This is a genomic window from Pseudomonas sp. NPDC086581 (genome assembly GCF_044746165.1).
Lineage (GTDB): Bacteria > Pseudomonadota > Gammaproteobacteria > Pseudomonadales > Pseudomonadaceae > Pseudomonas.
This window is the reverse complement of sequence record NZ_JBIVBR010000001.1, coordinates 578,370-600,168: the sequence shown is the minus strand read 5'-3', so window position 1 is coordinate 600,168 and position 21,799 is coordinate 578,370. Positions and strand designations below refer to the sequence as shown.

General features: G+C 64.6%; 18 protein-coding genes. 11 read left to right on the top strand and 7 right to left on the bottom strand.

What is annotated here, in order from left to right; genetic code table 11:
- Window positions 1–27 precede the first annotated feature (27 nt).
- From alg8 to yaaA, 3 genes are all read right to left on the bottom strand, one after another.
- Entirely contained in the window at window positions 28–1,509 is a 1,482-nt protein-coding gene (gene alg8, locus ACIPK7_RS02920) for a mannuronan synthase (RefSeq protein WP_192430726.1), read from the bottom strand.
- Between the two features lie 212 nt (window positions 1,510–1,721).
- Window positions 1,722–3,032 (bottom strand): GDP-mannose 6-dehydrogenase, encoded by a 1,311-nt coding sequence (algD, locus tag ACIPK7_RS02915; protein WP_401085133.1) that lies wholly within the window; start codon window positions 3,030–3,032, stop codon window positions 1,722–1,724.
- Between the two features lie 1,212 nt (window positions 3,033–4,244).
- Entirely contained in the window at window positions 4,245–5,024 is a 780-nt protein-coding gene (yaaA, locus tag ACIPK7_RS02910) for a peroxide stress protein YaaA (protein WP_192430725.1), read from the bottom strand.
- 507 nt (window positions 5,025–5,531) lie between these two features.
- Here yaaA and ACIPK7_RS02905 point away from each other — a divergent pair.
- The 10 genes from ACIPK7_RS02905 (at window position 5,532) to ACIPK7_RS02860 (ending at window position 14,301) form a co-directional block, all read left to right on the top strand.
- Window positions 5,532–6,923: a PhoH family protein gene (locus ACIPK7_RS02905; RefSeq protein WP_017519020.1), complete on the top strand. Its 1,392-nt coding sequence runs from the start codon at window positions 5,532–5,534 to the stop codon at window positions 6,921–6,923.
- Window positions 6,924–7,078: 155 nt separating this feature from the next.
- Window positions 7,079–7,570 carry a cyclic pyranopterin monophosphate synthase MoaC gene (gene moaC / locus ACIPK7_RS02900; protein ID WP_401085130.1) on the top strand — a complete coding sequence of 164 codons (492 nt, stop codon included), beginning with the start codon at window positions 7,079–7,081 and terminating at the stop codon, window positions 7,568–7,570.
- The gene (locus ACIPK7_RS02895) at window positions 7,567–7,815 is read left to right on the top strand and encodes a MoaD/ThiS family protein (RefSeq protein WP_045210719.1); all 249 of its coding nucleotides are present in this window, start codon (window positions 7,567–7,569) and stop codon (window positions 7,813–7,815) included. Before moaC ends, ACIPK7_RS02895 begins: the two co-directional genes overlap by 4 nt.
- Window positions 7,816–7,819: 4 nt before the next feature.
- A complete protein-coding gene (moaE, locus tag ACIPK7_RS02890; RefSeq protein WP_401085127.1) occupies window positions 7,820–8,272 on the top strand; it encodes a molybdopterin synthase catalytic subunit MoaE in 453 nt (150 codons plus the stop codon).
- A gap of 186 nt (window positions 8,273–8,458) precedes the next feature.
- Window positions 8,459–9,973, top strand: coding sequence for a C69 family dipeptidase (locus tag ACIPK7_RS02885; RefSeq protein WP_401085124.1), 1,515 nt, complete (start codon window positions 8,459–8,461; stop codon window positions 9,971–9,973).
- 122 nt (window positions 9,974–10,095) lie between these two features.
- On the top strand, window positions 10,096–10,650 hold the full coding sequence (gene moaB, locus ACIPK7_RS02880) for a molybdenum cofactor biosynthesis protein B (protein ID WP_401085121.1): 555 nt from the start codon (window positions 10,096–10,098) through the stop codon (window positions 10,648–10,650).
- Window positions 10,647–11,882 carry a gephyrin-like molybdotransferase Glp gene (gene glp, locus ACIPK7_RS02875; protein WP_401085118.1) on the top strand — a complete coding sequence of 412 codons (1,236 nt, stop codon included), beginning with the start codon at window positions 10,647–10,649 and terminating at the stop codon, window positions 11,880–11,882. The genes moaB and glp overlap by 4 nt, the downstream gene beginning before the upstream one ends.
- A 55-nt stretch (window positions 11,883–11,937) precedes the next feature.
- Window positions 11,938–12,933 (top strand): peptidase U32 family protein, encoded by a 996-nt coding sequence (locus ACIPK7_RS02870; protein WP_401085115.1) that lies wholly within the window; start codon window positions 11,938–11,940, stop codon window positions 12,931–12,933.
- 10 nt (window positions 12,934–12,943) lie between these two features.
- On the top strand, window positions 12,944–13,834 hold the full coding sequence (locus ACIPK7_RS02865) for a U32 family peptidase (protein WP_401085113.1): 891 nt from the start codon (window positions 12,944–12,946) through the stop codon (window positions 13,832–13,834).
- Window positions 13,828–14,301, top strand: a complete 474-nt coding sequence (locus ACIPK7_RS02860; RefSeq protein ID WP_401085110.1) for an SCP2 domain-containing protein — start codon at window positions 13,828–13,830, stop codon at window positions 14,299–14,301. The genes ACIPK7_RS02865 and ACIPK7_RS02860 overlap by 7 nt, the downstream gene beginning before the upstream one ends.
- Window positions 14,302–14,413: 112 nt before the next feature.
- On the opposite strand, the gene ACIPK7_RS02855 is transcribed toward ACIPK7_RS02860, so the two are convergent.
- The 3 genes from ACIPK7_RS02855 to ACIPK7_RS02845 form a co-directional block, all read right to left on the bottom strand.
- Window positions 14,414–14,782 carry a putative zinc-binding protein gene (locus tag ACIPK7_RS02855; protein ID WP_401085107.1) on the bottom strand — a complete coding sequence of 123 codons (369 nt, stop codon included), beginning with the start codon at window positions 14,780–14,782 and terminating at the stop codon, window positions 14,414–14,416.
- A 430-nt stretch (window positions 14,783–15,212) separates the two neighbouring features.
- Complete coding sequence (lon, locus tag ACIPK7_RS02850) at window positions 15,213–17,612, bottom strand: endopeptidase La (RefSeq protein WP_401085104.1); 2,400 nt, start codon at window positions 17,610–17,612, stop codon at window positions 15,213–15,215.
- Window positions 17,613–17,730: 118 nt separating this feature from the next.
- Window positions 17,731–18,537: a helix-turn-helix domain-containing protein gene (locus ACIPK7_RS02845; protein ID WP_192430716.1), complete on the bottom strand. Its 807-nt coding sequence runs from the start codon at window positions 18,535–18,537 to the stop codon at window positions 17,731–17,733.
- A gap of 84 nt (window positions 18,538–18,621) precedes the next feature.
- Here ACIPK7_RS02845 and ACIPK7_RS02840 point away from each other — a divergent pair, with 84 nt between their 5' ends.
- Window positions 18,622–19,485: an ATP-binding protein gene (locus ACIPK7_RS02840; RefSeq protein ID WP_401085101.1), complete on the top strand. Its 864-nt coding sequence runs from the start codon at window positions 18,622–18,624 to the stop codon at window positions 19,483–19,485.
- Window positions 19,486–19,504: 19 nt separating this feature from the next.
- Here the strand turns inward: ACIPK7_RS02840 and ACIPK7_RS02835 are convergent, their stop codons facing one another.
- A complete protein-coding gene (locus ACIPK7_RS02835) occupies window positions 19,505–21,553 on the bottom strand; it encodes a TonB-dependent receptor (RefSeq protein WP_401085098.1) in 2,049 nt (682 codons plus the stop codon).
- Window positions 21,554–21,799 lie beyond the last annotated feature (246 nt).

Here is a 21,799-nt window from a genome sequence, read left to right as displayed (position 1 = left end):
GAGTCCTGTACGTAGCTAAAAAGGAGGTCAGACGATGGTCAGCAGTACGGCGACGAAAACGCTGGCCGCGGAAAAGGTCATGGCTCGCGAGGACCAGGTGTTGAACCAGCGCTGGAAGCTGGCCAGGCCGCGGTCGAGCTTGGTGTTCTGGCGGGTCCACGACTGCTGGTCGAGGCGGAAGAACACGTAGATCTTCACCAGGGCACCGACGATCTGGTTGTAATAGAGGATCGCGGGATAGGCTGGCCCGATGTGGTGGCCCGACAGCGACAGCAGCAGGGTCAGCACGAAGCGGGTGATGCCGATCCACAGCAGGTAGATGAGCAGGAAGGCGATGCTGTACTTGATGCTGGCGATGATCGCGGCGACCAGGCCGAGCAGGCAGGTCCACATCGACAGGCGCTGGTCGAACAGCACCACGCTGGTGAACCAGCCCAGGCGTTGCGGGCCCAGGGCCAGGGCGCGGGAGTTCTGCCGGAGGTTGTTGCCGTACCAGCGGAACATCAGTTTGCGGCTGGCCTTAATGAAGCTCTTCTCCGGCGGGTGCTCGACCGTGTTGATCGCCGCGTCCGGCACATAGAAGGTGTCGTAGCCCAGGCGCATCAGGCTGTACCAGCTGGACTTGTCGTCACCGGTGAGGAACTGGAAGCGGCCCAGGCGCCAGTGGTCGAGGTGGTCGCTTTCAACGTCGGTGATGAAGTCGGGGTCGGTTACCACCGCGGCGCGGAACACCGACATGCGCCCGGTCATGGTCAGCACGCGCTTGGACAGGGCCATGGAGCACATGTTGATGTGGCGCTGGGCGAAGCGCAGCTTGTGCCACTCGCTCATCACGTAGCTGCCCTGCACTTCGCAGAATTCGTTGGTGGTCAGGCCGCCGACGTTGGGGAAGAGCTTGAACCAGGGCACGGTCTTCTTCACCACGCCAGGCTCCAGAACGGTGTCGCCGTCGATCACCGCGACCACCGCGTCTTCGTCGGGCAGGTGGCGGGAGATGGCACGGAAGCCGTGAGCCAGGCCGTCGCGCTTGCCGGTGCCGGGGATGCGCACGAAGTCAAGTTCGACATGCTCCGGCGGGTTGAGCTTCTGCCACTGCTGCTTGATCAGCACCTCGTCGGACATCTCGACGATGGAGCACACCACGGTAGTGGGGTAGCCGCAGGCAATGGCTTCCTCGATGACCGAGCGATAGACCATCGAGGTGGTCAGCGCGTCGATCCGGAAACTGGTGACCATCAGGTACACGTGGGACGGGTCGGCCGCGTCGCCGAGCTTGCGCATCTTGCGGCGGTAGTGCGGATAGACCACGTAGAGGAACAGCATGCCGCGCAGAAAGTGCAGGCCTCCCATGGAATAGCGCCAGATGCCGACCGCGCCGATGAGCAGCAGGAAGTCCTTGGATTCGGCGTCGAATACGGTCGGCGGCACGAGCAGTGCCAGCAGCATCAGCAGGCCGAGAAAGACCAGCCAGCCGGTGGCCTCACCGATGATTCGTTTGTAGGTTTCCATCGTCGTCTATCCGTCTGGTTGGGCTTGGTCATCGGCCCGCCTGGGCGGGCCGGTGACCGGCGCTTTTAGGGTCTGAAGGCATGGACTCGATTGAGCGAGCTAGAGTCCGGTTAGGCGGAGAGGGACGAGGAAGCGGAGTTCACTGAAGTGAATGAGCATTTCCGAGTTCCTCTCCGCCTAACCGGGCCGACGCGCAGCCAATCGAAACCCAATTACCAGCAGATGCCTTCGGCGCGCTCGTCTGTGACGCTGGGCATGAAACCGATCAGGTCGACGACCTTCTTGCCTTCAGGCGCCTGCTTCACCACGTCGACGAACAGCTCGTCACCGTTGCCCAGGACCAGGACGTCGGAGGACTTCACGACCGTGTCCAGGTCCGAAACCAGCAACGAGGAGACATGCGGGATCTTCGATTCGATGTACTCCTTGTTCGCGCCATGGACGCGGGCGTACTCGACGTTGCGGTCGAAGATCTGCAGCTCGTAGCCCTTGCCGATGAGCATCTCGGCCAGTTCCACCAGCGGGCTTTCGCGCAGGTCGTCGGTGCCGGACTTGAACGACAGACCGAGCAGGCCGACCTTGCGGCTGCCGTGGGCGGCGATGATGTCGAAGGCCTTCTGCACCTGGTGCTGGTTGCTGCGCATGATCGAGCCGAGCATCGGGTGCTCGATGTCCAGCTGGCTGGCGCGGTAGGTGAGGGCGCGCACGTCCTTGGGCAGGCAGGAGCCGCCGAAGGCGAAGCCGGGCTTCATGTAGTAGCGCGACAGGTTCAGCTTGCGGTCCTGGCAGATCACGTCCATCACCTCGCGACCATCGACGCCGACGGCCTTGGCGATGTTGCCGATCTCGTTGGCGAAGGTGACCTTGGCGGCGTGCCAGACGTTGCAGGTGTACTTGATCATCTCGGCGACCTCGATGGTCTTGCGGATGATCGGCGCGTCCAGCTCGCGGTAGATCTCTTCCAGCAGGTCGCCGGTCTGGGCGTCCAGCTCACCGATGACGGTCATGGGCGGGAAGTCGTAGTCCTTGATCGCGGTGGATTCGCGCAGGAACTCCGGGTTGGTACCCACACCGAAGTCGGCACCGGCTTTCTTGCCCGAGCAGTCTTCGATGATCGGGATGACCACGTTATTCACGGTGCCCGGCAGCACGGTGCTGCGCACGACCACGGTGTGGCGCTCTTTTTTCTCGCGGATCGCATAGCCGATCTCGCGGCAGACGGATTCGATGTAGCCCAGGTCCAGGTCGCCGTTCTTCTTGCTCGGGGTGCCGACGCAGATGAACGACACGTCGGTGTCCAGTACGGCCTTCTTGAAGTCGGTGGTGCCCGACAGGCGACCGGTGCGGATGCCCTGCTGCAGCAGAGGCTCCAGGCCCGGCTCGACGATGGGCGATTTCCCGTTGTTGATCAGATCGATCTTGGTGGTGGACACATCCACCCCAACGACTTCATGGCCCCGTGCGGACAGGCAGCCGGCACATACTGCGCCAACATACCCAAGACCAAAGATGCTGATACGCATCGCATTCACCTCTTCAATGGTCGAACTGTTTAAAGTTGCCCGGTAGGGCGATTTATTCAGGTTGCCCCGAAGGGCGCTTTATTCAGGTTGAGTGAATCCCCGGAGTTCACTGTCAAAGTGTTCTCCGTACTTCCTTCCAGGCAGGCATGGGAATCGAGTGCTAAACTTTCGAGCACGGTATTGGCGCAAACTTTGGATGTTTGCCCTGTTATGTTTCAGGCAGATTGCAAAGTTGGTGCAATGTCTGCCTGGCGTGCTCCAGTCTGGTTAGATGATTGCCTCGTCATCTGAAAAGTTCAGTTATTTCATTGGGTTGCGTTTCAAGGATGAATCGACAAGAGCTGATCGAAATAACCTTGGAAGTAAAACTCCAATTTCCATCGGGGCATTTCTGTTTCGCCAACGATGCTCGTTGCGCAAATAGGATTTATCCGAAATGCGGTTAGTTCCTTCCGCCCATCCCGTCCCTGAAAGAATGTGAAATATCCAATTGATATCACCTGATGCTGCGCTAATGGCAAAACACAGGTCATTTCCGTCAATGCAAAGTGCAAGGTCGGGGAAAGTTCCATTGAAATTTTCGTTAAAAACGACCGTGTATCGTCGTCAAGACATTCGTTCAGCTGCCGTTCAGCTTTCTCTATTGCAAAGTGCAATCGTGAAATGCATGTCATGGCCAAAGGCTGTTAATGGCCAATGGATTACAGGGGAGGGGGCGAATCAGGACGATTTCCATCCTTCCGACCGGTCCTGGCGGTCGAAAAAATTTCTCACGATTAATCCTGAAGCAGACGAACGGTCATTTTGACCATTCAGCGAGTGTGGTCTTGAGGGGGTGTTTTGGACAGGAAACGTACAGAACCGCCACCCGTGACTGGGCAGTTCCATGGTCAATGGCTTACAGGCCACTTGGAATCAGCGGTGATTTTGGGCGGCGAAACAGAAGCGAAGCGGCGCGGGTAATCGTCCCCTGCAGGAGCGGACCACGCCCGCTAACCGTCCGCAGGGCCGGCGGTTGCACCCGCTTCGGTCGTACAGGGGCTTTCGTAGGAGCGAGCTGGCTCGCGAACCGCCCAACACCGGACGTCCCATCGGACGCACGGGGCGGCAGGTCCATGCACACAATCGCACCCATGGGGCGTTCCCGCAGGTTCTGCGCGGAAACGAAACGGGAGCCTCAGGGCTCCCGTTTGGTGCAGCAGGGCCGGCGAATCAGTCTTCGGCGTGGTCGCGCAGGAATACCAGCTGGTCCGCCTTGGAGTGCTCGGCGCTGTAGGCGTAGCCGGCGTAGTTGAAGTCCTTCAGGCCTTCTGGGTTGCTCAGACGCTCCTTGATCACATAGCGCGCCATCATCCCGCGGGCCTTCTTGGCGTAGAAGCTGATGATCTTGTACTGGCCGTTCTTCAGGTCCTTGAACTCGGTGTCGATCACCCGCGCATTCAAGGCCTTGCGCTTCACCGCGCCGAAGTATTCGTTGGAGGCCAGGTTCAGCAGTACGTCGTCGCCCTGCTCGGCCAGGGACTCGTTCAGCCAGGCGCTGATGCGCTCGCCCCAGAAGGCATAGAGGTCCTTGCCACGGGCGTTGGCCAGCTTGGTGCCCATTTCCAGGCGGTACGGCTGCATCAGGTCCAGCGGACGCAGTACGCCATAGAGGCCGGAAAGCATGCGCAGGTGGCGCTGGGCGAAATCGAAGTCGTCTTCGCTGAAGTCCTCGGCCTGCATGCCGGTATAGACGTCACCCTTGAAGGCCAGCAGGGCCTGCTTGGCGTTGGCAGGGGTGAAGTCCGGGTGCCAGCTGCCGAAGCGCGCGGCGTTCAGGCCGGCCAGCTTGTCCGACAGGTGCATCAGCTCGGCGATCTGCGCCGGGGCCAGTTCCCGCAGGATGCCGATCAGCTCCTGGGCATCGTCCAGGTGCTCGGGCAGGGTAAAGCGCTGCGTCACCGGCGCGGTGTCGTAGTCCAGGGTCTTGGCGGGGGAAATCACCATCAGCATCGTGCGGTCTCCTACAAGCGAGCGGCGATTGTAAGGAGTCCCGGGCGTTGGCTCCACCTATGGGGACGATTAGCGTCGGGCCAGTGGCGGAGGCGACATCTATATAGGCAGGCGAGGAAGCGATGGCAGTCGGCGGCGAGTGCCGGGGTAGACGCAGCGTGCAGGGCTAAGGGACTGATCCTGCGAAAAAAGCGGACGGCGTTACGAGGGGTAGGACTCCTAAAACTAGCGCTGTCCGGAGCCCTCGCCAAGGTATTTCGTCGTACGACGAAAAAAAACTTTTCTAGGAAGGAAAAAGACTTTTTATCGTCATGTTTTTTCCTGTATTTGTTGAGTCGTAGACCGCCGAACCCTGCAGACAGGTGGCGGCCCCGGCCCGGCCAGTCCCTTGTATGCAGTGCTCTCGAATCCTGGCGATCCCAGGAATCCGAGAGCCGGTGGCTCACCGCACGGCGGAGCGCTGTAAAGGCATTCCGTCGTAACGCTCCTACAAGAGGTGACCTGCGTATGGATGACCACGGACGCTCCCGCCCCACCCAGCCCACCCTGTACGTACTCGACACCAACGTCCTGATCCACGATCCCAACGCCTTGCTGAATTTCCAGGAGCACCACGTCGCGATCCCGATGACGGTGCTGGAGGAACTGGACAAGCTCAAGACCGGAAAACACACCGTGGCAGCGGAATGCCGCCAGGCAATCCGCCTTATCGATTCGGTGCTGGGCGAGGCCTCGCCCGAGCAGGTAGAGGATGGCGTGCCCATCCAGCGCGGCAAGAGCGGGCCGTGCGGCAGCCTGTCGATCCTCATGAGCAAGCGTGCCGAGCCGATCACCTGGTTGCCCGAGCACCTCAACGACAACAAGATCATCAACCAGTTGGTTGAGCTGAAGAGTCGCCATAGCAGCAAGCGCGTGGTGCTGGTCACCAAGGACATCAACATGCGCCTGAAGGCGCGTGCCTGCGGGGTATTCGCCGAGGATTACCACACCGACCAACTGGTCGATGACATCAACCTGCTGTCGCGTGGTTACCACTCGCTCAGCGGATCGTTCTGGGACCGCGTCAGCAAGGTGGAGACCCGCCAGGATCGCGGTCGCACCTGGCACCGCGTGCAACTCACCGACAACCTGCCGGCGGTGCACATCAACGAGTTCATCGTCGATGAGCAGGGTTTCGTCGGCTGGATCAAGGGCATCGACCAGGACGAGCTGACCATCCTCGACCTGCACCAGGAACCGCTGCTGCACCAGGAGGCCTGGGGACTTCGTCCGCGCGATGTCTACCAGTCGCTGGCGCTGTACGCGCTGCTGGACCCGGACATTCACCTGGTCAACCTGTCCGGCGCCGCCGGCTCGGGCAAGACCATCCTCGCGCTGGCTGCCGCCATCGAGCAGACCATGGTCACCAAACGCTACAAGCGCATCATCGCTACCCGCAGCGTGCAGGGCCTGGACGAGGACATCGGCTTCCTGCCCGGCACCGAGGCGGAGAAGATGGAGCCCTGGCTGGGCGCGATTACCGACAACCTTGAAGCGCTGCATTCGGATGATGAGTGCACCCATGGCAGCGTCGACTACATCCTCAGCAAGGTGCCGCTGCAGTTCAAATCGCTGAACTACATCCGCGGCCGCAGCTTCCAGCAGAGCCTGATCCTGATCGACGAGTGCCAGAACCTCACCCCGCACCAGATGAAGACCATCATCACCCGTGCGGGCAACGGTTCGAAGGTGGTCTGCCTGGGCAACCTGGCGCAGATCGACACCCCCTACCTGTCGGCCACCAGCTCCGGCCTGACCTACCTGACCGAACGCTTCAAGGACTTCCCCCATGGCGTGCACGTGACCCTGCAAGGGGTGCCGCGCTCGGTGCTGGCGGAATTCGCCGAAGCCCACATGTAACGCAAACCAAGGCCCGCCACCCGGCGGGCCTTTTCTTTACGCCCCGCCTACCTCTTTTTGTATACAATCCTTCCCCCAATGCGCCGTCCGCCGGTCCGCCGGCTGCGCGCACTGGGAGTACACTGTTCCCCTGATTCACCGGAGAGTTCCCAGCCGTGCTGACCCATCTCGATTCCCAGGGCCGCGCCAACATGGTCGATGTCACCGAAAAAGCGGTGACATCCCGTGAGGCCGTGGCCGAAGCCCGGGTGCGCATGCTCCCGTCCACCCTGCAGCTGATCCAGGACGGCGGCCACCCCAAGGGCGACGTGTTCGCCGTGGCGCGCATCGCCGGCATCCAGGCGGCGAAGAAGACCCACGACCTGATCCCCCTGTGCCACCCGTTGCTGCTCACCAGCGTGAAGGTCGAACTGGCCGCCGAGGGTGAAGACACCGTGCACATCGTCGCCCGCTGCAAACTGGCCGGGCAGACCGGCGTGGAGATGGAAGCGCTGACCGCCGCCAGCGTCGCTGCGCTGACCATCTACGACATGTGCAAGGCCGTGGACCGTGGCATGACCATCGACAGCGTGCGCGTGCTGGAGAAGCTCGGCGGCAAGAGCGGTCATTACGTTGCTGCAGAAGGCGTAGCAGGAGACACCCCATGATCCGCGTGCAGTACTTCGCCCGCTACCGTGAAGCCCTCGGCCTGGATGGCGAGCAGCTGAATTGGAGCCAGTCCCTGGCCAGCCTGGACGACCTGCGGCGCCTGCTGCTGGAGCGCGGTGGCGCCTGGGATGTGCTCGGCGAGCAGAACCTGATGTGCGCGCGCAACCAGGAGCTGTGCTCCCTGGACGAGCCCCTCGCCGATGGCGACGAGGTGGCGTTCTTCCCCACCGTTACCGGAGGCTGATCCCATGGCGATCCGCGTCCAGCCGGCGGCGTTCGATCCGGGCGCCGAACTCAACGCGATGCACGCTGCCAACGTCGGCGTCGGCGCGGTGGTCGGCTTCGTCGGCTATGTGCGTGACTTCAACGACGGCCGCGAAGTGGGCGGCATGTTCCTCGAGCACTACGCCGGCATGACCGAGAAGGCGCTGGCGAAGATCGAAGTCGAGGCCAATGAGCGCTGGCCGCTGCTGCGCCTGGAAATCCTCCACCGCATCGGCCGCCTGGAGCCGGGCGAGCCCATCGTCTTCGTCGGTGCCGCCAGTGCGCACCGCCAGGCGGCGTTCGATGCCTGTAACTTCGTCATGGATTATCTGAAGACCCGCGCACCGTTCTGGAAGAAGGAAGACACCAGCGAAGGTCCGCGCTGGGTCGAAGGCCGCTGCAGCGACAAGACCGCTGCCGAGCGCTGGAAGGGCTGAGCCCTTTCGTCGCGTCTGCGTACCTGCGGGGGCGCATTCGCGGAGCTTGTCTATGCTCAGGGGCGATGCCAGGGAGGTGTCGTTGCTCTGCGCCAAGGACGCGCTCCTCGCCACGCTGTACATCTCCCGGCTCCGCCGCCGTGCCTGCCTTGGCCGCGCGGCGAATCGCAAGCCGAGGAGATTTCCATGACCAAGCCCAACTTTGCGCTCAAGACCCTCGCCGCCGCCCTGCTGGCGGGCGGCTTCTGCCAGGGCGCGCTGGCCTGCACCACCATCATCGCCGGGCGCAACGCCACCGCTGACGGCTCCGTGCTGGTCGCGCGGCTGGAGGACTACACCTACAACAACCACGCCAAGCGCTTCGTCGTGGTGCCGCCGCAGACCTACAAGGACGGCGACAAACTCAGCTTCGACAACGGCGTCAGCGTGCCCGCGCCCAAGGCAGGCTTGCGCTACACCGCCATGCGCGACTGGAACGGCGATCAGCTTGGCGCCCTTGGCCCGTGGAGTGAGTTCGGCGCCAACGAGGCAGGCGTGATCCTCTCCGCCACCAACAGCACCGAGCCCAATGACAAGGCTGCCAAGGCCGACCCGCTGGTGGCGGACGAGGGCGGGGTGATCGAGGCCATTCTGCCGGACCTGATCCTGCTACAGGCGAAGACCGCCCGCGAAGGCGTGGAGCTGTTGGGTAAGTACGTCGAGACGCTCGGCGCCGGGGAAACCAACGGTATCCAGATCGCCGACGACAAGGAGGCCTGGCTGTTCGAGATCGGCTCCGGGCACCACTGGATCGCCGTGCGCGTGCCGGACGACGGGTACGTGGTCATGGCCAACGGCATGCGTGTGCACGACGCCGACCTCAACGACAAGGCCAATGTTCTGAGCAGCGCCGACATCGCCGAGTTCGCCGAGAAGCACCAGTTGCTGGACAAGGTCGACCCGACGAAATTCAACTTCGCCAAGGCCTTCGGCGTCGTCGGCGACGCCTACAACGTCGACCGTGAATGGCTGGTGCAGAGCAAGCTGGAGCCGGGCCGCAAGCAGGACATCCGCCAGCAGCAGTATCCCTTCTATACCAAGCCGGAGAAGCCTATCAGCGTCGAGCAGGTGGCGGGCATCCTGCGCATCGACAGCTACGCCGGCACCCCGCTGGACGGCAAGAAGCCGGCCGGTGACCAGAAGCAGCGGCCGATTGCCATGGAGCGCAACGTCGAGGCGCACATCCTGCAGGTCCGCCCGCAGATGCCCAAGGGCTTGCAGGTGCTGTCCTGGCAGTCCCTGGGCAACGTGCGCGACGGCCTGCTGCTGCCGTATTACCTGGAAAGCCTGCGCAGCACGCCGCGGGTGTTCCAGCAGGGCAGCGACGACTTCGACGAGCACTCTGCCTGGTGGACCTTCCGCAGCCTGACTTCCCTGGCCCATGCCAACGACAAGCAGTACATGCCGCTGCTGCACGGCTGGCGCGATCGCCTGGAAGGCAGCCTGCGCGCCGCGCAACCGGCCCAGGATGAAATGCTCAAGTCCCTTGCGCAGAAGGACGGTGAAGTCGCCCGTGCCGCCGCCGAACGCTTCAGCAACGGCACCGCGCTATGGGCCCTGGACCAGGCCGGCGTGCTGCGCGCCAACATCCTCACCGACCTGACCAAGTCCACCGAGCAGAACTACAGCGCCGAGGAACTGGAGAAGATCAAGCACCTGTAGGCGCTGAAGGGAGGTACTGCCCCGCACGCGCCGCGGCAGTACCTCCTAGGAGGAATGGGCGCTGGCGGGGAAGGAGCGCAGGCTGGCGCCAGCCCTTTTTGCTCCGTCTCGGAGAGCCCCTCATGAGCCATCTCAGCACCGCGGAATTCCAGCCGCTCCAGATCGCCGTCCTTACCGTCAGCGATACCCGCAGCCTGCATGACGACACCTCCGGCCAGGCCCTGGTGACTTCGCTGCAACGCGCCGGCCACGTGCTCGCCGAACGCCAATTGGTGATCGACGATATCTACCAGATCCGCGCCGTGGTCTCGGCCTGGATCGCCGACCCCAAGGTCCAGGTCGGCCTGATCACTGGCGGCACCGGTTTTACCCTGCGCGACAATACCCCGCAGGCCGTCGATCCTTTGCTCGAGCGCACCGTGGATGGCTTTGGCGAACTGTTCCGGCAGATTTCCCGTGAGGAAATCGGCACCTCCACCATCCAGTCCCGCGCCATCGCCGGCATCACCAACGGCACGCTGATCTGCTGCCTGCCCGGCTCCACCGGCGCCTGCCTGACGGCCTGGGAAAAGATCCTGGTGCAGCAACTGGACAGCCGCACCAAGCCCTGCAATTTCGTCCCTCATCTCAAGCGCCTGCCCGAGCGCCCGGTTCTGGCCTGCGGTACACGCTCGTGAGCGCCTGCGGCTGTTCCGGCACTGGCCTGCGCCCGGTGGACGAGGCCATCGCCGCGCTGATGGAGTTCGTTCCGCTGGCGCCGCCAACCGTGCGCGTCGACCTGGAAAGCGCCCTGGGCCGCACCCTCGCCAAGGATATTCACTCACCCATCGACCTGCCGCTGTGGGACAACAGCGCGATGGATGGTTACGCCCTGCGCAGCGCCGACATGGGCCCGGCAGGCGCACGGTTGAAGATCGCCGGCTACATCGCCGCCGGCGATGCCGCCCAGGTCGAACTGCAACCTGGCCAGGCCATGCGCATCTTCACCGGCGCGCCGTTGCCGCCGGGGGCGGACAGCGTGATCGCCCAGGAAGACTGTGAAGTCGATGGCGACTGGCTGCAGGTGCCCGTGGTCGGGCATGGCAGCCATGTGCGTCGCCGCGGTGAAGAGCTGTGCGAAGGCGATGCCTTGCTCAGTGCCGGGAAGAAACTGCGCGCCCAGGACCTCGGCCTGCTCGCCAGTGTCGGCCTGGACCGCGTCAGCGTCCACCGCCCGCTGCGCGTCTGCCTGCTGAGCAGCGGCGACGAGCTGCGCGAGCCCGGTGAGCTCCTGGCTCCGGGGCAGATCTACAACGCCAACCGCTTCAGCGTCGGCGCGTTGCTGCGCGGCTGGGGCATCGAAGTCCACGACTACGGCGTGCTCGCCGACACCCTGGCAGCCAGCCGCGATGCGCTGAGCCTCGCCGCCTCCGAATGGGACGTGCTGATTACCAGTGGCGGGGTGTCGGTGGGCGACCGCGACTACCTCAAGCAGGCGATCCGCGAACTGGGTGAGCTGCACTTGTGGAAGCTGAAGATGCAGCCGGGCAAGCCGCTGGCGTTCGGCAGCATCGCCGGCAAGCCGTGGATCGGCCTGCCAGGCAACCCGGCCGCCGCGCTGGTGACTGCACTGGTGGTGGCGCGGCCGTTCCTCTGGCGTGCCCAGGGGCGTAGCTCGGCCAATACCTTGCCGGTGACGCTGCCGGCGGGGTTCGACTGGCCCACGGCCAACTCGCGCCGCCAGTATCTGCGCGCGCGCCTGGAGCTGGATAGCGCTGGCGTCGCCCGCATCTGCCTGCATCCGCAGCAGGGCTCGGCCATGCTGCGCGCGGCGAGCTGGGCCGATGGCCTGGCGGTGGTGGAGGCCGGGCGCACCATGCACGCCGGCGAGCCGCTGCCCTTCCTGTCTTTCAGCGAACTCGGCGCCTGACGCCGTTCCCGGCTGCCGGCGGGGGCCGGCGGCCTCCGCACTGCCCGGGGGAAGCATGCAACTGGTCTGTCCGGCGGGGAGTCTGCCCGCCCTGAAATCGGCCCTGCGCGAGGGCGCTGACGCGATCTACGTCGGCTTTCGCGACGACACCAACGCCCGCCACTTCGCCGGCCTCAACCTCGATGACCGCCAACTGCTCCAGGGCGTGGAGCTTATCCACTGCGCCGGCAAGCAGATGTACGTGGCGGTCAACACCTATCCCGGTGCGGCCGGCTGGGCCCGCTGGCAACGCGCGGTGGACCACGCCGCCGACCTGGGCGTGGATGCGCTGATCGCTGCCGATTGCGCGGTGCTCGGCTACGCCGCCAGGCGCCACCCGAACCTCGCACTGCACCTTTCGGTGCAAGGCTCGGCCACCAACGTCGCGGCGCTCGCGTTCTACCACGAGCGCTACGGCATCCGCCGCGCCGTGCTGCCGCGCGTACTGTCGCTGGCGCAGGTGCGCCAGGTGGCGGCGAACAGCCCGGTGCCCATCGAGGTCTTCGCCTTCGGTAGCCTGTGCATCATGGCCGAGGGGCGCTGTCACCTGTCCTCCTACGTCACCGGCGAGTCGCCCAACCTCTGCGGCGTCTGTTCGCCGGCCAAGGCGGTGCGCTGGAACGAGGAGCCCGAGGGCCTGACTTCGCGCCTCAATGACGTGCTGATTGACCGTTACGCGCCGGATGAGCCGGCAGGCTACCCGACCCTGTGCAAGGGCCGCTTCGTGGTCAACGGCGAACGCTTCCACGCCCTGGAAGAGCCCACCAGCCTGAACACCATCGACCTGATCCCGCATTTGGCGGAAATCGGCGTGGCGGCGGTGAAGATCGAAGGCCGGCAGCGCAGCCCGGCCTATGTCGAACAGGTCACGCGCGTCTGGCGCCAGGCGCTGGATGCCTGGCAGCGCGCCCCGCAGAACTACCGCGCGCTGACGCAATGGCAGGACGCCCTGGACAAGCTATCCGAAGGCCACCAGACGACCCTGGGTGCCTACCATCGCTCCTGGCAGTGAGGACCTTTTGATGAAACTCAGCCTGGGACCGGTGCTGTTCTACTGGGACCGCCGGACACTCCTGGATTTTTATGCGCAGATGGCCGACCAGCCGCTGGACGCCATCTATATCGGCGAAACCGTCTGCTCCAAACGCCGCGCCATGTCTCTCGACAACTGGTTGGGCCTGGGGCGCGAGCTGCAGCAGCAGAGCGGGGCGCAGATCCTCGTTTCTGGCCTGGCGCTGATCGAGGCGGCCTCCGAGCTGTCGTCGCTGCGCCGCCTCTGCGCCAACGGCGAACTGCAGGTCGAGGCCAGCGACATGGGCGCGGTGCAGATTCTCTCCGGTCTGGGCGTCGAGTTCGTCGGTGGTCCTGCGCTCAACGTCTACAACGGCCACACGCTGGCTGAGCTGTACGCCGCCGGCTTGCGCCGCTGGGTGCCGCCGGTGGAATGCTCCGGCGAGCAGATCCACGCGGTGATCGAACAGGTCCGCGAGCTGGGCATCAACTCTGTGGAGACTGAGGTGTTCGCCTACGGCCATTTGCCGCTGGCCTATTCCGCGCGCTGCTTCACCGCGCGGGCGGAGAATCGGCCCAAGGATGACTGCCAGTTCTGCTGCCTGAACTACCCGGAGGGCATGTCGATGCTCAGCCAGGAGGGTTTCCCATTGTTCACTCTCAACGGCATCCAGACGATGTCCGGCGAGGCCAGCAACCTGTTGGCGGACTACGCCTCGCTGCGTGATTGCGGCGCCGACCTGCTGCGCCTGAGCCCCCGTGCGCAAGGCATGGTGGAGGTCGTGCAGGCCTTCGACCGCGTGCGCAAGGGCGCTACACCGCCGCTGGCGGTGGAGGGTTGCAACGGATACTGGCATGGCCGTCCGGGCATGCTGCGCAGCGATGAGGTGAACCTGTGCTGACACTCGAAACAGGTGCCCTGCGCGCCGCCAACCGCCTGCTGCCGCTCGCCGCGCGTGTCCCTGCCGGATTGCAACGTGCGGTGTTGCAGCGCGCCGCCAACCGCCTGTTCGCCGAGCCGCTGGCGAACGGCGCCTTCGACATCCTCGACGGTCACTGGCTGCGTCTGGAAGTGAGCGATCTCGGTCTGGCCTGGTGCTTCACGCACGATCGCAATGGTCTGCGATTCGCCGATGCCTGTACGGCGAGCGTGACCATCCGGGGCAGCTGGCGCGATTTCCTGTTGCTGGCAGGACGGCAGGAAGACCCGGACACGTTGTTCTTCCGTCGCCGACTGGTGATCGAGGGCGATACCGAGCTGGGGCTGGCGGTGAAGAACCTGATCGACAGCCTTGATCCGGACAGCCTCCCTGCCTGGCTGTGGAGCGCCATGCGCCGCGCCAGCCGGGTGGTGCAGGAGAGCGCCTGAGCCGTTCAGCGTCTTCGATATCCGTGCTGTTTTGGCGCACCTATCGATGGGTGTCGCTTGGCTCGAAGCCATCTCGCGTTTTGGCTTCGAGCCTGGTCTGGTCGATTGACGCTCAGCCCGGGGCGCGTACGAGGAACTGCAGTTCCTCGTAGAGCATCTCGAAATCCTGCACCGGCGCGTCCTGGCTGTAGCGTTTCTTCAGGCCGTACTCGGTCAGGGTGATCTCGTGCGTGGCCTTCACCCCATGGCGCGCCAGGCAGTTCTGCACGCAGTGCAGGTGGCAGCCGTCCACGGCGATGATCGTTCGGTCTGAGCAGGCCTTCTTCACCAGCGCCGGCACGTCGCCGCCGACTCCCGCGATGCAGGACATCTCCGCCAGGCCGTCATGGTCCATGCGCAGGGCGAGGTCGTTGGCCAGCTGCGCGAGGTTCGAGCAGCCGGAACAGGAATAGACGAGGGGCAGGTGCGGCGAGGGCGGCATGGGGACCTCCAGGGTGAGTCCCGCAGTGTCCTGCCGCGACGCCTTGCCGCGACATGATCTGAATCAAGTCGACGAGTGGACTACTCCCTGTTGGGTATCGCGCTCAGGCTGTTGGCGGGTAGCGTTATGCGCCCTACGCACCTTCTCCCTTCGCACTGTGGGGGATTTCGTGCAGGAGCGGGCCACGCCCGCAACTCGCCGGCAGTGCCGGCGTTGGGCTAGGCACAGACGTTGCCGGGAGCAGCATATTAGCCGCAGCGAATGCCACAGATGTGTCCGCTTCCATGGCGGCCCGGAGTGGAATTGTGGGCGCGGACCTTGTCCTCGGTCGCGGCCATGGCCTGCTACTACAAGGGAAGTTCGGCGTTGAGCGGTTCGCGAGCAGGCTCGCTCCTACAGGGGTAAGAGCGAGCCACTCAGACTCAGGACGTCAGCCCGGGAACAGCACCTTCGCCACGTCCCCATAGCGCTTGGCAAAATGCACCGTCAGGCCTTCCTTCAGGTACTCCGGCAGCTCCTCGAAGTCGCCGCGGTTGGACTCGGGCAGGATCAGCTCGAAGATTTTCTGCCGGCGCGCCGCGATGACCTTCTCGCGCACCCCGCCAATGGGCAGCACCTGCCCGGTGAGTGTCAGCTCGCCAGTCATGGCTACGCCTTTCTTCGGCGCCTGGTTGCGCGCCAGGGACAGCAGGGCGCTGGCCATGGTCACGCCTGCGCTGGGGCCGTCCTTGGGCGTGGCGCCCTCGGGTACATGCAGGTGGACGAAGGCCTGGTCGAAGAAGCTCGACTCGCCGCCGTACTTCTTCAGGTTCGAGCTGATGTAGCTGTAGGCGATCTCTGCCGACTCCTTCATCACGTCGCCCAGTTGTCCGGTGAGCTTGAAGCCGCGGTTCAGCGTGTGGATGCGCGTCGCCTCGATGGGCAGGGTAGCGCCGCCCATGCTGGTCCAGGCAAGGCCGGTGATCACGCCGACGCCGGAAAGCACCTGCTCGGTGCGGAACACTGGCGTACCGAGGTATTCCTCGAGGTCCTTGGCACCGATCTTCACCACCGACTCGGGGTCTTCCAGCAGCTTCATCACTGACTTGCGCACCAGCTTGCCGAGCACTTTCTCCAGCTGGCGCACGCCGGCCTCGCGGGCATAGCCCTCGATCACCGCGCGCAAGGCGGCGTCGTTGATCGACAGGCGATGCTTCGGCACGCCGGCCTTTTCCAGCTGCTTGGGCCACAGGTGACGCTTGGCGATAGCCAGCTTCTCCTCGGCGATGTAGCCGGACAGGCGGATGACTTCCATGCGGTCCAGCAGCGGACCGGGGATGGAGTCCAGGGTGTTGGCGGTGCAGACAAACAGCACCTTGGACAGGTCCAGGCGCAGGTCCAGGTAGTGGTCGAGGAACTCCACGTTCTGCTCCGGATCCAGCGTCTCCAGCAGCGCCGAGGCGGGGTCGCCCTGGTAGCTGCTGCCGAGCTTGTCGATCTCGTCGAGCATGATCACCGGGTTCATCACCTCGACGTCCTTCAGCGCCTGCACCAGCTTGCCGGGCAGGGCGCCGATGTAGGTGCGGCGGTGGCCCTTGATCTCGGCCTCGTCACGCATGCCGCCGACGCTGAAGCGATAGAACGGCCGCCCCAGGCTCTGGGCGATGGACTTGCCGATGCTGGTCTTGCCCACGCCGGGCGGGCCTACCAGCAGCACGATGGAGCCGGCGATCTCGCCCTTGAAGGTTCCTACCGCGAGGAATTCGAGGATGCGGTCCTTCACGTCTTCCAGCCCGGAATGGTGGCGGTCGAGGACCTTGCGCGCGTGCTTGAGATCGAGCTTGTCGACGCCCATCAGGCCCCACGGCACCGAGGTCGCCCAGTCGAGGTAATTGCGCGTGACGGCGTATTCCGGCGAGCCGGTCTCCAGGATCGACAGCTTGTTCAGCTCTTCATCGATGCGCTTTTTCGCCTGGTCGGGCAGGGTCTTGCCTTCCAGGCGTGCACGGAATTCATCGGAGTCGGCGCTCTTGTCGTCCTTGGTGATGCCCAGTTCCTGCTGGATGATCTTCAGCTGTTCCTGCAGGAAGAACTCGCGCTGGCGTTCGCCGATCTTGCGGTTGACCTCGGCGGACAGCTCCTTCTGCAGGCGCGCGACTTCCACTTCCTTGCGCAGCAGCGGCAGTACCTTCTCCATGCGCTTGAGCATCGGCACGGTGTCCAGCACGCCCTGCAACTCGGAGCCCGGCGCGGTGGTCAGCGCGGCGGCGAAGTCGGTCAGCGGCGACGGATCGTTGGGGTTGAAGCGGTTGAGGTAGTTCTTCAGCTCTTCGCTGTACAGCGGGTTGAGCGGCAGCAGTTCCTTGATCGCGTTGATCAGGGCCATGCCGTAGGCCTTCACCTCGTCACTCGGGTCGTTGGGAGTGTGCGGATACTCCACTTCCACCAGGAAGGGCGGGCGGTGGCGCTTGATCCAGCCGCGGATGCGCACGCGCGACAGGCCCTGGGCGACGAACTGCAGCTTGCCGCCTTCGCGGCTGGCGTGGTGCACGCGCACCAGGGTGCCGTGCTCGGGCAGGCTGTCCGGGTCGAAGTGGCGCGGGTCTTCCGGCGGGTTCTCCATGAAGAACAGCACCAGGCTGTGGTGATCGGTCTTGGCGACCAGTTCCAGCGTCTCGGCCCACGGTTCCTCGTTGACGATCACCGGCAGCACCTGCGCGGGGAAGAATGGGCGGTTGTGGATCGGAATGACGTAGACCGTGGTCGGCAGGTTCTGCCCCGGCAACACCAGCCCGGTATTGCTGACCTCTTCGGCGCTATGGATATCGTGAATCTCGTCGTGGTCGCTCATGAGGCACCTGACTGATTGAACATGACAGTCTAGATGGGGAAACCAGCACGGGGTTTCAATCCCATCGTTTCGAAGGATGTATCCGAAGATGTTGCAGCCGATTGTGCGCGCACGGAACTTACGTACGGATTAGCGGGCGCTGCCGTAGGAAATCGCTGGGCGGCCGGCCGAACTGACGGCTGAACATGGCGCTGAAGGCGCTGGGCGTGCTGTAGCCCACTTCCAGCGCCACACTCAGCACGCTTTCGCCCAGGGCCAGGCGCTCCAGCGCGGCCAGCAGGCGCGCCTGTTGCCGCCATTGGCCGAAGGTCAGCCCGGTTTCGGCGAAGAACCAGCGCTGCACCGTCTTGCTGTCGACATTCAGCCGGGCGGCCCAGTCGGTAAGACTGGCGTTGTCGCCGGGCTGGGCCTGAATGGCCTGGCACAACGCGCGCAGGCGCGGATGGGTGGGTAAGGGCAGGTGCAGCGGCAGGATCGGGTCTTCACGCAGTTCATCGAGCATCAGGCCGAGGACGCGACCGTCGCGGGAGTCCGGGGCGACCTCGCCGCTGATCGAAAGCGCCGCCAGGATCAATTCCCGTAGCAGCGGCGAAACCGCCAGCACGCAGCAGTCCGGCGGCAGGTGCGGGGCGCTGCCCGGTTCCACATAGAGGGTTCGCACCCGCACGTTGCCGACCATCCGCGTCCAGTGCTCCACGCCGCCGGGTATCCACAGGCCGCGGTTGTCCGGCACCACCCATTGGCCACTGGCGCTACCCACCACCAGCACCCCGCGCACGGCGTAGAGCAGTTGCGCGCGGTGATGGCTGTGCGCAGGCACCTGATGCCCATCGGGGAAGTCCAGGGCGATGGCCGCCACCGGGCTGGCTGCCCGTTCGTCGCCGTGGTTTTCCAGCAGTGGGGCTGCAATGTCCTTTTTACGCATGTGGATGCCTGTTTGTCGTTAGACGACCACTTTCATCCATCGTTAGGCTGCTGAACAGCCCCCATCTGCATCGATGATCCCGCCATGACCGACATGTCTGCTATCGCTGAACAACTGGCCCGAATCGCCCGGTTGCTCGAACAATCCCTGCCTGCGCGGCCCGAACTGGCGCTGGAAGAAGGCGCCATCGCCCACCTGTGGGAATACCGCCAGGGCCAGCCGCGCCTGACGCCGGTGATCGAACCGGCACTGATCGCCTTCAACGACCTGCGCAACGTCGACCGGCAGAAGGCGCTGATCGAGCAGAACACCCGCCAGTTCGTCTCCGGCCGCCCGGCCAACAACGTGCTGCTGACCGGCGCCCGCGGCACCGGCAAGAGTTCGCTGGTGAAGGCCTGCCTGCATGCCTTCCATGCCGACGGGCTGCGTCTGATCGAAGTCGACAAGGAGCACCTGGCAGACCTGCCGCAGATCATCGACCTGCTGCGCCATCGCCAGGAACGCTTCATCCTGTTCTGCGACGACCTGTCCTTCGAGGACGGCGAGACCGGCTATAAGGGCCTGAAGACCGTGCTCGACGGTTCGGTCGCCGGGCAGTCCGGCAACGTGCTGATCTACGCGACGTCCAACCGCCGCCACCTGCTGGCAGAGCGCGCCGAGGACAACCTGTCGTTCCAGCGGAGCGAGAGCGGCGAGTTGCACCCTGGCGAGGCAGTGGAAGAGAAGATCTCGCTCTCCGAACGTTTCGGCCTGTGGATATCTTTCTATGCCTTCAGCCAGGAGCAGTACCTGGAGGCGGTTGCCCGCTGGCTGGAGTCCCACGGTCTGGGCGGGGTGCGGCAGGAGGAGTGGGAACCGGCGGCGATCCGCTGGGCGACCCATCGCGGGTCGCGGTCCGGGCGGATCGCCGCACAGTTCGCCCGGGATTACGCCGGGCGTCAGCTGTAGAACATCAGAAAGCCGCTGCTTAGAAGGCTACTTTCACCCCCGCCTGGATGCCACGTCCGCCGGCCGGCACGCTGTCGCGCAGGATGGAGCTGGCGTAGCGCACGGTCTGGTTGGTCAGGTTCTCGCCCTTGACGAAGGCCAGCCAGCGGCTGTCGCCCAGGTCGAAGCGGTAGCCGACGCTGGCGCCGAGGGTGGTGTAGCCGTCGGTGCGCAGCTCGTTCTCCGGCACGCGGTTCTGGTCGGCGGCGTATTCCACGCCGACCCGTGCCTGCCATTGCTGCAGCCCCCACAGCAGCGCGCTGTTCAGGCGCAGCGGGGCGATGCGTGGCAGGGCTTCGCCGGTGTCCTTGTTCTTGGCGCGGGTGTAGTCGCCGGAAAGTTCCAGGTCGAAGCGGCCGTAGGGGCTGTCCAGCAGGTGGATGCGGTCCTGCGCCTCGACGCCGTAGAAGTCCGCCTTCACGCCGCTGTAGAGGTATTCGGGCAGTGCCTCGTCGTCACCGGCATCTACCACCGCGCCATCCTCGTCGCGATAGCGCCCGCTGGCCAGGAGGCCGATGTAGTTGGAGAAACGGCTGTAGAACACGCCAACGCTGCCCTTGTGGCGGCCGCTGTCGAAGCGCAGGGCGAGGTCGGTGGATACGGCCTTTTCCTTGCTGGCGTCGGCGTCGCCCACTTCGAAGGTGCCCGTGGCGGCATGGGCGCCATTGGCGTAAAGCTCGTAGAAGGTCGGAGCACGCTCGGTGTAGGCCAGGGTGCCGGCCAGCGACCAGATCGGCGTCAGCGTGTAGACGGCACCAGTGGACAGACTGCCAGCGGTGAAGCTGCGCGAGCCGTCGTTTTCGGCGAAGCGCTCGTTGTCCTTGGCATTGGGCTCGATGCGCGTGTGCTCGATGCGGCCGCCCAGGTTCAGCGCCAGGCGTTCTGTGGCTTGCCAGTTCTCCAGGAAGAACAGCGCGGCGCTATCGGTCTCGGTGTGCGGCACGAAGGCTTCTTCGCCCAGCGCGGAGAAGCGGCTGTTGGCGATCTGCGCGCCGACCACGCCGTCCAGCGGCCCGATGGGCTTGTGTCGAGCCTCGATGCGCGCCTCGTAGCCGTCGTTCTTGAAGGTGGTGCCAGTCTCACCGTCCTCGATTTCCTTGTGCTGGTACTCGGTGTAGGCGGCGTCCAGCTTCACCGAGCTGAAGGGGCCGTCGAGGTCGCGGATTTCCGAGGCGAAGGCGTAGCGGTCCTGCTGCATCTTCAGGCGCACGTCGTCTTCGGCGGGCGAGCCGTAGTTGCTGTCGTAGCCGCTGTAGGACAGGCCGGCATAGCCATGGTCCCAGTGGTAGCTGCCGCCGATGGCGCCGCTGTCCTGGCGGCCGTCGCTGTTTTTCACGCGATGCTTGGAGTCATCTGCATCGATCTGCCTTTGGCGGGCCGAGTGGGCGTAGCCGGGGATGCGCAGGTCATTGAACTCGCGGGAACCTGCGTCCAGGTGCAGGGCGAAGTTGCCGTCGCCGGCTTCCAGCGCGCCAGCGGCGCTGCGGGTGGTGTCCGAGCCGCCGTAGCGCAGCTCGCCCTGGCCGTGGATGCCGTCCACCGGTTCGCTGGGGATACGGTTGTCGAAGCTGTTGACCACACCGCCGATGGCGTTGCCGCCGTAAAGGAGGGCGGCTGGGCCGCGTACGACTTCGATGCGCTCGACCACATTGGGGTCTTCCGGCACGGCGTGGTCGTAGGACAGCGACGAGGCGTCCAGCGCGCCCACGCCATTGCGCAGGATGCGGATGCGGTCGCCGTCCATGCCGCGGATCACCGGGCGGCTGGCGCCGGGGCCGAACCAGGTGGACGACGCGCCCGGCGTGCCGTTGAGGGTTTCACCCAGGCTGCCTTTCTGTCGCAGGGTCAGCTCGTCGCCCCGCAGGACGCTGCTGGGCGCAGCGGGGGAGGCATCACCCAGGGGGTTGGCGGTGATCACCTGGGGCTCCAGTTCGGAGGGGGCGGCATCGGCCAGCGAGGGCGCGCCGGCGCACAAGGCGAGGCCCAGCGGTGCTAAACGCCAGCGCGGACGAGGAAGGGATGGGGGCATGACGAACTCCTGGTTTTTTCTTCTGGCAAAGCGAACCCCTCCCTCGTGATCAGGGATGCGCCAGGCGGCGGAGGAGGGGGAATGGGAATGTATTATTTGTTATAACATAACATATCTATCGGTTAGCAAGATTTTCCGGCTTAGATGCTTTAGTGCTTGCGTATCCCTGGAGTTGCGCCCGGTTGCACCTGTGCGCTGGGCAGGCCTGGTCGAATCCCGTACCATGCTCAAAATTTGATCAGCCCA

Bases quoted from the DNA above. Each gene is read 5' to 3' on its own strand.
- alg8 (WP_192430726.1), bottom strand. From the start codon at position 1,509: ATGGAAACCTACAAACGAATCATCGGTGAGGCCACCGGCTGGCTGGTC.
- algD (WP_401085133.1), bottom strand. From the start codon at position 3,032: ATGCGTATCAGCATCTTTGGTCTTGGGTATGTTGGCGCAGTATGTGCC.
- yaaA (WP_192430725.1), bottom strand. From the start codon at position 5,024: ATGCTGATGGTGATTTCCCCCGCCAAGACCCTGGACTACGACACCGCG.
- ACIPK7_RS02905 (WP_017519020.1), top strand. From the start codon at position 5,532: ATGGATGACCACGGACGCTCCCGCCCCACCCAGCCCACCCTGTACGTA.
- ACIPK7_RS02895 (WP_045210719.1), top strand. From the start codon at position 7,567: ATGATCCGCGTGCAGTACTTCGCCCGCTACCGTGAAGCCCTCGGCCTG.
- moaE (WP_401085127.1), top strand. From the start codon at position 7,820: ATGGCGATCCGCGTCCAGCCGGCGGCGTTCGATCCGGGCGCCGAACTC.
- ACIPK7_RS02885 (WP_401085124.1), top strand. From the start codon at position 8,459: ATGACCAAGCCCAACTTTGCGCTCAAGACCCTCGCCGCCGCCCTGCTG.
- moaB (WP_401085121.1), top strand. From the start codon at position 10,096: ATGAGCCATCTCAGCACCGCGGAATTCCAGCCGCTCCAGATCGCCGTC.
- ACIPK7_RS02870 (WP_401085115.1), top strand. From the start codon at position 11,938: ATGCAACTGGTCTGTCCGGCGGGGAGTCTGCCCGCCCTGAAATCGGCC.
- ACIPK7_RS02865 (WP_401085113.1), top strand. From the start codon at position 12,944: ATGAAACTCAGCCTGGGACCGGTGCTGTTCTACTGGGACCGCCGGACA.
- ACIPK7_RS02855 (WP_401085107.1), bottom strand. From the start codon at position 14,782: ATGCCGCCCTCGCCGCACCTGCCCCTCGTCTATTCCTGTTCCGGCTGC.
- lon (WP_401085104.1), bottom strand. From the start codon at position 17,612: ATGAGCGACCACGACGAGATTCACGATATCCATAGCGCCGAAGAGGTC.
- ACIPK7_RS02845 (WP_192430716.1), bottom strand. From the start codon at position 18,537: ATGCGTAAAAAGGACATTGCAGCCCCACTGCTGGAAAACCACGGCGAC.
- ACIPK7_RS02840 (WP_401085101.1), top strand. From the start codon at position 18,622: ATGACCGACATGTCTGCTATCGCTGAACAACTGGCCCGAATCGCCCGG.
- ACIPK7_RS02835 (WP_401085098.1), bottom strand. From the start codon at position 21,553: ATGCCCCCATCCCTTCCTCGTCCGCGCTGGCGTTTAGCACCGCTGGGC.